The organism is Thermomicrobium sp. CFH 73360, from assembly GCF_023806465.1.
GTDB lineage: Bacteria > Chloroflexota > Chloroflexia > Thermomicrobiales > Thermomicrobiaceae > Thermomicrobium.
In genome coordinates this window covers 150,656-163,327 of record NZ_JAMSLS010000004.1, presented here as the reverse complement: position 1 = coordinate 163,327, position 12,672 = coordinate 150,656, and the positions used below count along the sequence as shown (strand labels likewise).

General features: G+C 58.3%; 11 protein-coding genes. 3 read left to right on the top strand and 8 right to left on the bottom strand.

Annotated features, from left to right (window positions below):
• Positions 1-3 precede the first annotated feature (3 nt).
• Positions 4-1,614 (bottom strand): murein biosynthesis integral membrane protein MurJ, encoded by a 1,611-nt coding sequence (gene murJ, locus NET03_RS09380; RefSeq protein WP_252128656.1) that lies wholly within the window; start codon positions 1,612-1,614, stop codon positions 4-6.
• Positions 1,615-1,764: 150 nt separating this feature from the next.
• On the opposite strand from murJ, the gene rpsT reads away from it, so the two are divergent.
• The gene (gene rpsT, locus NET03_RS09375; RefSeq protein ID WP_252128655.1) at positions 1,765-2,067 is read left to right on the top strand and encodes a 30S ribosomal protein S20; all 303 of its coding nucleotides are present in this window, start codon (positions 1,765-1,767) and stop codon (positions 2,065-2,067) included.
• A gap of 9 nt (positions 2,068-2,076) precedes the next feature.
• Here the strand turns inward: rpsT and holA are convergent, their stop codons facing one another.
• Positions 2,077-3,111, bottom strand: coding sequence for a DNA polymerase III subunit delta (gene holA / locus NET03_RS09370; RefSeq protein ID WP_252128654.1), 1,035 nt, complete (start codon positions 3,109-3,111; stop codon positions 2,077-2,079).
• A gap of 71 nt (positions 3,112-3,182) precedes the next feature.
• Between holA and NET03_RS09365 the strand changes: the two genes are divergently transcribed.
• Complete coding sequence (locus NET03_RS09365) at positions 3,183-3,581, top strand: M23 family metallopeptidase (RefSeq protein WP_252128653.1); 399 nt, start codon at positions 3,183-3,185, stop codon at positions 3,579-3,581.
• A gap of 265 nt (positions 3,582-3,846) precedes the next feature.
• Complete coding sequence (locus NET03_RS09360) at positions 3,847-5,058, top strand: hypothetical protein (protein WP_252128652.1); 1,212 nt, start codon at positions 3,847-3,849, stop codon at positions 5,056-5,058.
• Here NET03_RS09360 and NET03_RS09355 read toward each other — a convergent pair.
• From NET03_RS09355 to NET03_RS13830, 6 genes are all read right to left on the bottom strand, one after another.
• Positions 5,049-6,629 (bottom strand): flippase, encoded by a 1,581-nt coding sequence (locus NET03_RS09355; protein ID WP_252128651.1) that lies wholly within the window; start codon positions 6,627-6,629, stop codon positions 5,049-5,051. The two genes, NET03_RS09360 and NET03_RS09355, sit on opposite strands and share 10 nt — an antisense overlap.
• Positions 6,630-6,720: 91 nt before the next feature.
• Positions 6,721-7,845, bottom strand: coding sequence for a glycosyltransferase family 4 protein (locus NET03_RS09350; protein WP_252128650.1), 1,125 nt, complete (start codon positions 7,843-7,845; stop codon positions 6,721-6,723).
• Between the two features lies 1 nt (position 7,846).
• A complete protein-coding gene (locus NET03_RS09345; protein ID WP_252128649.1) occupies positions 7,847-8,863 on the bottom strand; it encodes a lysylphosphatidylglycerol synthase transmembrane domain-containing protein in 1,017 nt (338 codons plus the stop codon).
• Positions 8,860-10,368: an O-antigen ligase family protein gene (locus NET03_RS09340; RefSeq protein ID WP_252128648.1), complete on the bottom strand. Its 1,509-nt coding sequence runs from the start codon at positions 10,366-10,368 to the stop codon at positions 8,860-8,862. The genes NET03_RS09345 and NET03_RS09340 overlap by 4 nt, the downstream gene beginning before the upstream one ends.
• Positions 10,361-11,314: a UDP-glucuronic acid decarboxylase family protein gene (locus NET03_RS09335; protein ID WP_252128647.1), complete on the bottom strand. Its 954-nt coding sequence runs from the start codon at positions 11,312-11,314 to the stop codon at positions 10,361-10,363. The genes NET03_RS09340 and NET03_RS09335 overlap by 8 nt, the downstream gene beginning before the upstream one ends.
• Positions 11,299-12,663, bottom strand: coding sequence for an O-antigen ligase family protein (locus NET03_RS13830; protein WP_252128646.1), 1,365 nt, complete (start codon positions 12,661-12,663; stop codon positions 11,299-11,301). Before NET03_RS13830 ends, NET03_RS09335 begins: the two co-directional genes overlap by 16 nt.
• Between the last annotated feature and the right edge of the window lie 9 nt (positions 12,664-12,672).

Sequence of the window (12,672 nt, the reverse complement as noted above, 5' to 3'; positions counted from 1 at the left end):
GCATCACCGTCCAAGTATAGCTGCCACGATTTGCCTCATCGGCCGGCGAAGCATTCGCTTGAAGGTGGCGGCGAGGCGTGTGATGTCAGGTTGACCAAAGACAAGAGCAATGAGCACATAGGCCGCGAGGACGGCTGCCACTGTGTATCCAAAGGCGAAGAATTGTGCGAACGAGCGTCCGCGCGTGGGATCCGTTGCCAGCGCTAGGGGAGTTGCAAACCACAGAGTGGCTATGGTGAGCGTTGCGAGGGCTGGAAGTGCTCGCGCTAATCCTCTGAGTGTCTCGCTTAGGTTCAGGCGTACCCGTCGGTGCACAAGGAGACCGAGGACAACCATTTCGACTGTCGTTGCCAGTGCGAGACTGAGGGCCAAGCCACGATGACCGAGGACTCCGATGAGTGTGAGACTGAGCACAAGATTTGTCCCAACTGCGACGAGCGCGGCGATGACGGGCGAGCGGCTGTCCTTAAAAGCGTAGGACAGGCGTGTGAGGAGTTCCACGATTGCATAAGCGAGGAGCCCGGGTGCGAACCAGCGGAGGGCCTCCGAGACCAGGTATGTCGAGGTGGCGGTGAAGGCACCGAACTGGAAAAGTGTTTGCACGATGCTGCGCGAGAATCCGCCAAAGAGTACTGTCATTGGGATCGTAATGAGAACCAGCACACGCAACGTCTGGCCAACTGTCCGTTGGAGCTGGTGGTAGTCTCCCGCTGACCGATAGCGTGTCAGGGTAGGAAAGAGAACTGTGGCTACGCTAAGCGCGAAAATACCGTGTGGGAGGAGAAATATTTGATAGGCATACTGCAATGAGGCAATGTACTGGTGGCCGATTCGCGAGGCAAGGTTGGTGGTAATCAGGAGATTTGCCTGCATGGCAGCTTGAGCAAGCAGGCGTGGTCCAAGGAGAGATAGGACATCGCGGAGGCCGGTGACAGAGCGGTCAAAGGATAGGCGAAACTGCCACCCAGTCCGGTAGAGCGCCCAAAGTTGCAGAGCCGCATAACCCGCGGCACCCACGATGACGCCGATAGCCAGGCCGTAGACACCGGCGAAAGGGGCGAGGGCGACCGTTCCGGCGATGATGCCTAGGTTATAGAGGAGCGGTGCAACTGCTGGTTCCGTAAAGCGGGATTTCGACTCGAGCATAGCCTTGGCAGCGGCTCCGATTCCGAGGCACAACGGTGAGAGCATAAGCAGGCGGGTGAGATCCGCTGCCAGCGCACGGCTTTCGGGGCTGAGCCCTGGTGCAACGAGAGTACCGATCAAGCTATCTGCGGTGATCAGCACAGTTAGAGAGGCGAGCAGAAACATGGCGACCGTCATGCTCAGGAGCGTGTTGGCTAGTCGCCAAGCCGAGTGACGCTGCCCCTTCGTCAGAAGTTCAGCATAGACCGGAATGAATGCCGAACCGAAAGCACCGCTCATCACCACAAGGAAGATGAGATCAGGGATCCGGAAGGCTGCAACATAGGCATCGTAGTCCGGTGAGGTCCCGAATCTTGCCGCGATGAGGATGTCGCGTAGTAGACCGAGGAGGCGGCTTGCGACAAACAGCGCGGCGACAACGAGCGTCGCGCGAGCGAGATGCTGCCTTTTCTGCTGCTCGACCGTCATGGAGCCTCCTGTGACTCCCGCGGTATCTTACTGGGAGCTCCGTCGTACCGGTGATCGGGAATGCTGGAGCGGCAGCGAAATCCTTTTCATGCTAGACTTTGGAGCCAGGACAACGCGTGCAGGTTCGAGAAACCAAGGGGGTAAGGAGCCTTGCCGAACACGAAATCTGCTGCGAAAGCTCTCCGTCGATCGGAGCGGCGACGTATCCGTAACCGGATGTGGCGCTCTGCGGCACGCACATTCATCAAGAAGGCGCGAAAACTCATGGAAGCCGGCGACCTCGAAGCTGCAGCGCGAGCAATTGGCGATGCGATCTCGACGCTCGATCGCGCAGCAGCGAAAGGGGTTATCCACAAGAACAATGCTGCTCGCCGGAAGTCGCGTCTGATGAAGCGCTTCAACGCTCTGGTGAAGGCGCGCCTGCAGCAACAACAGCAGCAACAGGCATCCTGAGCAGCAAAGTCAACGTTTCGGCGATCCGGGCGACGGCCGCGCTTGTTGCCCAAAGGACAGAAGAGCGGCAACGAGCGCGGCCTCCATGTCGGGCACAAGACCACGCTTAAAACCCGCGTCGATCGTGCGCAGCATCGCGAGCGCCTCGCGGGCCTGTTCGATAGTTCGCTGGCTTCGCTGCCGCCGTAGCTGCGCAATCCTCCTCGCCGCTACGCCTGTCACTGCTGCAACTACGTCGGGCGAGAGGTCTGGTTGCGTCAGCGCCGCAACCAGACCTTCGAAGTAGCCAGCGAGTTGGCCGAGCAACAATTCCGGCGGGTTTCCTGTGTCGAGGGCGCGCTCCAGCTCACGAACGATGACGTCGGACTGTCCTCGTTGCACAGCGTCGATCAGTGCCCATTCGAGCGGCGGTTCATCCGGACTCACGAACGTGCGCACGTCGGCCACGCGAATGACGGTAGCCGGATACACCGCAACAGCGAGCTTCGCCAGTTCTGTATTGATCCGGGTGAGATCCACTGAGTTTGTCTCGCTTCGATCAGAATTAATCTCGGCGTGACGATCCTGCAGTGCCGTTGGCGCAAGGGCAAGGACAAACTCTTCCGCTGCGTCAGGTTCAATCTCTACACCGTACGAGCGCGCTCGCTCGCGAACCCAACGAACCATCTCCTTCCCGGATGGGACAATGCAGCGAATAAATTGAACGGAGGCTCCGAGGTGTGTCGTGAGCCGTTGGATCACTTCTTGGGGAAGGAGTGGCTCAATGGTTATGAGGTGGCAGGATTCTGGGAGAGTCCGGAGTAAGTCCAGGAGCTCTTGGTCCAGAGTATTAACACGCAGAGTGTCTAATAGCAGTCCTTCAGCCACGATGAGTCGACGCTCCGCAAAGAATGCAGGAGTGCGTGCTGCTGCGGCGATTGAAGCAAGCGGGGTGCCAGGAGGAAAACGTGTCGTCGCGAATCCGCTCGGGTCTTCGCGATTCGTGAGAGACGCTAGTGTCTCTCGCCGGAGAAGTTCGCTGTTGCCGTGGAGGACAGTGAGCATATTCGCCTCCGGCGTCCCACCCCGTCATCAGTGTATCGTTTCGCACGGGACACCAGCACGGAGTCGGTCTCTTGGTACGCGCCCGGAACACCGCGTTAGGATTGGTAATCCTCGTGTTTGCCAGTGTCCTTCCCCTCGCGGAAGGGGAAGTCCACGGAAGTGCGCCGTTCGCTTTGCCTTTCGCGGAGCCTCCGGGAGTCTCAACCTGGTTTGTGAGTCAGTGGTACGGCAACACGGTGACCGCCTACCGCAATCGGGCCGTCCTTTACCGGGCTGGTCAAGGCCTGCATTTCGGTGTGGATTTTGCTGCCCGATGTGGCACGATCGTGCGAGCCATCGGAGACGGTATCGTCGTCGCAGTCGATGGGCCATATGGTGCGGCGCCTCACAACGTCGTTATCGCGCATCCGAACGGGTATCGATCGCTTTACGGACACCTTCTGGAGCGCTCTCCGCTTCAGGTGGGATAGCGTGTCCAGCAAGGCGATCCGGTTGGCAAAGTTGGGGATCCCGCGAGCCCGAACTGTGATCGAGCGCCCCATCTCCATCTGGAAATTCGCGACGCCAGTATGAGACGGGCATTCAACCCTGTGTCCCTGATCGAGGCAGACTGGCGTCGGCTGACACTCGGGCTGACGCTTCCAGGGCAACGGTTCGTGTTGCCCTACGAAAGCCCAATGCAATGGCGAACGCCTTGGGATCAGCCGGACGTGACCTTTGGAGGGATACTCCTGAATGAGTGGCAGGACACCTGGCCACGGTGAGCGCGTGCTCTGGCGGTACTACCTACCGATTCTTGCCGCCACATTGTTTGGGATACTAGTGAGCTGTCGTTTCCAAGGCATAGGACCTGCCGCGTATCCGACGGCGCTATACTCCGCAACTGCTCTCCCTTCCAGTACTCCCGCTTCGTTGGACGGGATGGTGTCGACACCGACACCAACTAGCCGGAGAGAGCTACTGACGCGCACGGTGCCGAAAGAGGCGTTGGGGGATTGGACAGCTTCTCCTACAGTACAGCCCACTGCTGAGGATCGCAGTGAGATCGTTGCTGCAGAGTGCTGCGGTGTCTTTGCCTGGGCTGGTGTCGATTGGCTACTGGTCTACGATGTCGAGCCGCGACCTGGTGGGTGGCTTGTGAACGTGGTATCAGGGGAGCGCCGTTGGGTTGCTCCACGATTTGGTGTTCCCGGTCCGAACGTCATTGCCGTCCCTGATCCGATATCAGGGCGAACCACGCTGTTCAAATGGGATGGTTCAAGCAGTGGGAGCATTGAGAACGGAGGCGCCATCGTCTACCCGGATGCGACCGGCCGTTGGCTCGCTTGGTCTGTGCCTGAAGAATCATCGGTTCCGAGTTCGGCGGTCAGTCGTATCGCACGGGTAATGGTGTTGGATCGTGCAAGTGGTGAGACGTATTTCGTCGGACGTTTGCGGGTGAGTGCGCTCGCATGGTCGGGTGCCGGTTCGGAGCTCCTCGTGGTGGGCGAAACTCCAGAGGACTCACAGGCCGGGCTCTGGGTGTCAACACCACCGAGCAGTGGTCTGCATCTTGTGAAGAATGGTCGATTTTTTGTCAATCTGCGACCAGTCCCGGGAACTCGCAGTGTGCTTGTGACTCAAGTATTGTCTGGCGAACCGAAGGACGATGGCGTGTGGCTGATTGACCTTGAGACAGGAACCTCGAAGCATTTGCCGATCGAGACGAATTACCGGGTGGCACAGAAGTCGGTATGGGTGCTTCAGTGGGGGAAGGAACACGATCGACTCATCGGTTATTCTCTTCCCGACCTGGAGGTGTGTGCATCAGCGGAGCTTGGCGATCAGGTTCTGTCGGACATGTGGGAGATTGCCCCCGACGGTCGCTGGATTGCGTACTGGCGGATGCGTGACCAACGTGTGGTGGTCGAGCCGCTATCCGATTGTCGTGCTAGCAGTCAAGGCTGAAGGCGCGAAGAACTGGAACGCGGGAGGAGAGGGCGGAGCAGGGCCAGTTCTTCGTTACGAATGGTTCCGGTGAGGCGAAGCGCGATGATGTAAAGGAGGACGGCAAAGGGTATCGAAAGCCAAAGCAGCCCTGGTACAACAAGACTCCCAAGGTATGCAACCGTAAAGGCGACGAATGGCCGCAGGAGGAGACTTTTCCAGTCGATCGCACCCAACCCCCGCTGGAGTGACCTGCGGAGGAACGAGAACAGCACGATTTCGGTCAGAACGGTGACGACTGCAGCGGCACGATAGCCAAAGAGCGGTACACCGATCAGATTCGCGACGACATTGAAGGTTGTCGCCACCGCATATGCCGGAGCAATTTCGCGTTGGCGATTCGCTGCGATCACCGCGTACTGGGCGATACCGTTCAGGTAGTGCAGTGGCGCGAACCAAATGAGAATGCGCAACGTGTCTGCGGCGTCTGGTAGAAAGGCTCTACCGCCGAGAATTCTGATGAAGAGGGGTGCGGCGAAGAGTGTCACCAAGACGATCAGCCAGGCAATAACGACAAGGAATTTTGCTCCGAGTTCGAAGGTTCGACGCAAGTCAGATCCAGATTGACGGGACAGTAGTGGGAAGATGGCGAGCACAAAGTAAGACGGAAGCAAGGGAAGAAGATTGGGAAGCTTGTAGGCTGCATCGTAGATACCGAGTGCACGTGTGCCTGCAAAGCCTTGGATCACGAACGTGTCAATCCGAAAGAAAACCGTGATGAGCAGCCCGTTGAGCAAGAGCGGCCAGGCGGTTTGAGTAAGAGCCTTCGCTTCGGTTGCTGAGAATTCCCACAGGATCCGCACATTCTGGCGCTGGACGGCAATGTGGAGGGCCGCAGCATTACACAAGGTGGCGAGCACAGCCGCGCCTGCGATACCTGGCACGCCGAACCCTTGGCCGAGAGCAAGCAATCCGAGGGAAAAACGAATCAGGTTGGTGAAGACGGTGAGGATCGCTGGCAGGTGGAGGCGTTCAGCACCAGTAAAAACTGAGTTAATTGCTTCAGCATAACTTGCAGGGATAATAGAAAAGGTCAAGAGTAGGATTGCCAAAACACTAGGGTGAGACAGATTGAGCCAATAACTTCCGAGTACGAGGAATGAGATCAGGATGGGGAGAAGAAGAGTGAGGACAAAAAGACGAAAAAGGGTTGTGGTGCCAACAAGTCGTCCGGCTGACTCCGGATGCTTGGCAACTTCCCGTGCAACAAGTATTGAGAGTCCAAAGTCTGACATCGTTTTCAGATAGAGCCAGGTGACGGTCGCAATCGCGTACTGGCCATTCCCTTCGACGCCAAGAATCCGAAGGGCAATGGCTGCGAAGATGAGGTCGACAAAGCGGTTAAGAAGTTGTGCGGCAAGCGGAGTGGCCGAGTTCGCCAGAATTCGTCGAGCCTGATTATCGGCAAATCGATCGATGGTTGTCGATCCAAGAGACGCGATGCCGAAGAGCGAGAGGAAGCTAACCGCCGTAGCGCCGATTAATCCCCATTGGACGAAAGCCGATCCGAGTATCCACTCTGTAGTAAGCATTTTGCACCGTCGAGCGAATGATGGACCGCGTCAGCTCCAGCCGTGTTTTCTGTGCACTCTAACAGCGACAGGACGAATCTCGCTCAATGCTCTAGCTGGATCGTGCAAATTGACGATACACCTCGACATGTCTCTCGGCCGATCTTCGCCAGGTGAAGAGTTGAGCACGCTCCCTTGCAGTGCGACTGAGACGTTCGCGCAGTGAACCATTCATGAGCACACTCAGAATTGCCTCTGCGAGTTCGTGTGGTGCATCGACTGGGACGAAGAGGGCAGCATCTCCGGCTACCTCGCGATGTGCAGGAAGATCGGTCGCGATCACTGGAGCAGCGCAGGCCATTGCCTCAAGTAAGGGAAGGTTGAAACCTTCATGGTACGACGCAGTGACAAAGGCTGCTGCGCCGCTGTAGAGCGTTGCCAAGGTTCGATCTCCAATGCTACGGAACCGTACCAGCCGCCCACGCCGTTCAGCTTCCAACAGAGCCGCTTCGATCGGTTCTGCTAGCCAACCAGTTGATCCTACGACGACGAGTTGAAGGTCAGGCAGCTGGATTGCTGCAAGTTCGATTGCTCGAATGAGAACTGGGTAGCCCTTCCGTGGTTCGATCGTGCCGACTGCAATGACATAGGGATCGCGCAGACCAAAACTGGCAAGAACCGCGCGGCGCTCGTCCTCTGGAACTGGTGAGAAGCGAGATGAGACGCCATGTGGGATAGCGAAGACGCGGTTGGGGGCTATGCGATACAAGCGCAAGAGATCGTCGCGAACGGCCTCACTCACAGTGATAACGGCGCCGACCTCTCGGAGCATCCGCGGCACGGTGTTGGACAGAAAACGGACTAAGCGAGGATGCCCGAGTTCCGGGACGAGGAGAAAGCTCAAGTCGTGGATCGTCACGAGGCGCGGCACGCGAGCTGGGGGCACAAGGAAGTTGGGACCATGCACAAGGTCAACCGCACCCGTCACGAGGTCAACGGGCAGTGGAAAACGAAAGCGATACCAGAGACGCATGAGATCGGTTTCTGACAGTGGAAGGGCGCGGGGGGTGGCTGTTGGAGGCGGCGTGCCGGCGGGATGACTAGGAGTCCGACCATACCAGAGCACAAGGTCGCGGCCAAGGAGATCTGCAAGTTCTCGCGCTAATTCGCGGACATATCGTCCAATACCCGCTGGTTGTGCGACACCGGCTGAGAAATCGAGGCCCACCCTCATCATGTCAGGTCCTTCGAAAATGGTCAATCAACCAAGGAATGCCAGCCAGTAGAAAGACGCTCCAGTAAGCGACGAATCGGTCGAGCAAAGCCAGTGCGATGGCCTGCTCAACAGGGATGCCCAAGAGGACCAGGGTGCTCGCAATCCCAAGCTCAACGGCTCCCACTCCAGCTGGTGTGAGTGGAATCGTGGTCAAGAGGGCAGCGACGAGTGCAACGAGGAGTGTGAGAGGAGGGCCTAAGGAGAGACCGAGGGCGCGGGACTCGGCGTAGACGCGGAGCCCCTCCAAGAGCCACAGGGGGAAGGTGGAGATACCCACGGCAATGCCAGTGTGTCGATTGAGTTGAAGACCCAGGATGAGTCTCTGCGCTGGGTGTTGCAGGAATGTTGGAAGCTTGTGTAGAAACCGACCGAGGTGGCGAAGTGTCACGAGACCAACAACGAATGCGGCGCTCAAGAGCATCGCCACAAATTGCAGCGTCAGTATGGGTTTGCCGGGATCCGTGCCGAGGACGAGTACCACGACGAGGGGAAAAAGAAGCGCAAGGAAGAGGAAATCGGCGCTCCGTTCGATCAGGACTGTCCCAATCACTGTTCCGAGCGCAATCTGCAGTCGCCGGTGAGCGAGGTAGCTACGGTAGAGTTCGCCGACCTTGCCTGGGAGAGCGCAGTTGAGGAGCCAGCCATAAAGGTAAGGGCGGAGGAGGTGATAGGGGCGGAATGGATGAACGCTCGTTGGAAGTTGGGAAAGGAGGCGATGCCAACGCCAGGCACGAAGCGGGAAAGAGCCGTAGTAAGCCGCGAAAGCGATCGCGACATATCCCCACTGAGCCTCCCCGAGCAGCTCCAGAACCCGACGGAGGTCAGCACCACTGCGCCACCATGCCACACCAGCAAGCCCAATGAAAGCCAGGAGGCCAGCTAAGACTCGCAGAATCGTAGGCCAGGAACGTGCGCTATTCCATGCTGGGTCGGCAGCTTCACGTTTGAAGAGGTGGGCCTCTGACTGCTCGGTACTCACCGATTGCCTCCAAATTGAGTCCACCCGGCTCCTGCTCGCCATACCAGTCCCCACAGCGCGAACAGGTGAACGCTGAGATGTAATTCATGCAAGTTCTCGACGAGGTTATGGACCATAACAGCTGCCGTCGCTGCGAGCGTTCCAAGCGCGAGAAGGCGATCAAAGGAAGAGTGCGCGTGACGAAGTGTCCGGACGAGCAACGTCAGCCCCGTGATCAGCACCGCAGTGTACGTTAGGAGCCCGGGTATTCCTAACTCTGCAAGAACGTGAAGATAGTAATTGTGCGCATGGCCACGAGCGATCCTGAAGAGTGGGTGAGGAGAATACTCCGGAAAGGCGACTCCGAAGTTCCCTGCCCCAACGCCTGTCCAGGGATGATCCAAGACCATGCCCCATGCGGCTTGCCAATGCACCATCCGTTCGACGACAGCCCAATTTTCGCGCGTGAGCTGCACGTCCCGTACATCAAACGGTCGACTTTGCGTAAGGAGCTGCTGTGCTCGCTCACGAACCGCAGAAGGGAGCTCTTGCCATCCACCAGCCAACGCCACCGTGGCCACCAGGAGAGCTGCAACCAGACTCAATCGGCGTACCGTTCGTGGGGCAAACAAAACGAAGACGCCGATGCCTGCGAAGGTTCCAACCCAGGCGCCACGTGAAAAACTTAGAATAATTCCAACAAAGCTCACAAAGGCTCCGACGCCGAACCACGCCGCCGTAACAGCGGTCAAGAGCATTCGCTTTCGCGTCGCCGCACTGGAAACAAGATCGCGAAGACGTTCCCGTCGATAGCGCCGTAGTAGTTCTCCGGCATGCCGTACGGCCCACAAGCTCAGTGCAGCCAACCACAGACCGGTCATCTCAAGATATCCAGCAAAGGGATTCGGTTGGCCAAATGTTCCATAAGCCCGATAAATGCCACTTGCCACTGCGAAGCTGGGTGGTGCCAGACCGAGCGCGCTCTGTAACGTTCCAAAGCCCACTTCAGCGACCGCCGCAGCGCTGATCCCGAAACCGAGGACAATAACCGCTCTTCTCGTTGTAACGAGGTGAATAGTGACGAGGAAAGCAAGGAGTGCTGCCGTCCACCGGTAAATCGTCGCCACGCCGAAGAGCAAGTTCTGGGCAACAGCAAGTGAGGCAACCTGGACAAGAAGAAAGATTGTCAAGGCAATGGCAATTGCTGGATAGTGCACAAGTCGACGCCGCACGAGGAGGACGATCGGCAACAAGAACATGGCTGTGGCAAGCATGAGCTGTGTGGCCGTGATCCCGATGCCGGCTAACGGCAGCTGGACGACATCCTGTACCGGAACTGAGAGGACAAGCGTGATTGGGATCGCAGCTGGCCAGATGAGCAGGATTAGACCGACAAGCGAGCCAATAACCATAGCGATGCCGAGCGGCGCTGGAACCACCACCAGAACAAGCGCTGCGAGGATCCCTGCCAGCGCAAGCCCGAAGTCCAGCATGCGGAGTCGATAGGAGCGAATCGCTTCATTCATCAGCCGAGGCCGTTGCTGCGAGCACGTTACGGAAATACCGGATCGTCTCGCCCATGCCCTCTTCGAGTGACACGCGTGGCTCCCAGCCCAAGATCGTCTGGGCGCGTGTGATGTCTGGGCAACGCCGTACCGGGTCATCTGGGCGAGGTGGCCGGAACACAAGAGGAACCGATCTGCCAATCAGGCGTTGGACAAGCTCAGCCAGTTCCAACACTGTTCGCTCATCAGGGTTCCCTAAATTGAAGACTGTGCCGGCGAGCTGATCGCGTTCCATGACGAGGCGAAGTCCACGAACCATGTCCGATACGTAGCACAGCGAACGGGTTTGCAAGCCATCGCCAAAGATTTCGAGTGGCTGACCAGTCAGGGCACGAACAATGAAGTTGGGAACCACGCGACCATCGTCAGGATCCATTCGCGGCCCATAAGTGTTGAAGATTCGTGCGATCCGGGCATCGACCCCGTACTCCCGGACGAATTCCATCGTCAAGGCCTCGCCAAAGCGTTTCCCCTCGTCATAACAACTCCGCGGCCCAACAGGATTGACGTTTCCGAAGTAATCTTCGGGCTGCGGATGAACAAGAGGATCCCCATAGACCTCAGAAGTCGACGCAAAGAGGAAGCGTGCGCCAGTTCGGCGTGCCAGTTCGAGAAGTCGTAACGTGCCGAGCGAATTCACTAACAAGGTTTGAATCGGATAACGCCGGTAGCCGACTGGGCTCGCCGGGCTCGCCAAGTGATATATGGCATCGACCTCGAACTCCGCTCCCTCCGTGACATCCTGTTGGACGAACTGGAAACGGGGGTGGGCCAGTAGGTGTTGGATGTTCTCGACCCGTCCGGTCAAGAGGTTGTCGACAGCGATGACTTCGAACCCGTCTTCCAGTAATGCCTCGCAGAGATGCGAGCCAATGAAACCTGCGCCGCCTGTCACCAGCACTCGCACGGCTTCCCTCCAGTCTCCATTGCCGCGCTGCGTGCGGTGCGCGGCGCATCTAGTATGACAGCCGCGAGCCAAAACGAGAGCGACAGCTCAGGAGTGAAAAAGCCCCGATCAACGAGACCGTGCACGAATCCCCCCAGCAGGCTTATACCGACCGCGAAGTCCAGTGGCCACACCAGACGCTGGCGAGTTGTTTTGACGACCAACCAGACGGCACTCGTCAAAAGAAAGATCCCGTTCGTCCCGAACGTCACCCAAGCATCCAGAAAGAGATTGTGCGGATGACTGGTAAAGCGCTCGGGCCACGCCGCGGGATCGATGTAGCGCGGTGCATATTGATAGAGGAACTGATCGAGTCCAACTCCTGTCAATGGGCGATCACCAATCATCGCTAAGGTGCTTTTCCAAATCGCTAGCCGCAGTGCCTCTCCATCAGCCCACACCCCGGCGCGGAGCCGTTCAGGGAAAGCAACGACTGCAAAGAACGCAACCAAGAAGCCAGCAAGGAAAAGCCCGTACAACCATCGGCGATGGTGCAGCGTCCAAAGCACAGCCGCCGTGCCCAGAAGAAGGGCGAGGAGGGCTCCACGCGAGAACGTGAGTGCCGTCGCCAAGCCGATGACAGCACTCGAGCATCCCCAGACATAGCGGGCACGACCCGTGCTTGCTAAGCCGATTGCGAGCGCTAGCAGCGCTGGCCGTTCAAGCGCCAATGCAGCAGCGTTCGGATGCGGATAGAACCCCGTCAAGCGACGAACACCCTCGACCATCAGCCCTCCACCAGAAAACCATTGCGTGACGCAGACCATCGCTGCAAGCACCGATGCACCGATCCATGCTCCAAGCAGTTTGCGCCATCCGTCAGGGCGCTGTAAAAGCCAGAGCGCCGCCACGTAGTACGCGATGGGCTCTACGACGACCCAACGCCACTCGCGAAGGCTCTCGCGCACATGTGACGGATCAGCAACAACACCGAGTGAGGCGGTTCCCACTACGACCAAGGCTAGTGCAAGTGGGGCGAATGCAACGCGCGAGACGAGCTCTCCAGCCCTCGAGAGAGAATGTCGCAACGAGCGAACTCTGAGACAACTCCACACCTCTCGTAGCGCGACGCTACCGACGGCACTGACCAGTGCCAGTTCTAGCACAGAGAAAGAAGCGCCACCTATCACAGCATGAAGCGGCGCGAACGGTATGGTTGCCGGAACAGCGAGAAGCGCTGCTTGTGGGCGCCACACGGCTGCGATCACCATTACGCCCAGCAGGCCAACGGCAATACCAAACGGCAGTCCGGTGGCGAGGACAGCAAGCAAGAAAAGAAGGAGGCAAGTCAGAAGGTCGGTGGAGTCCACCCATCTGGG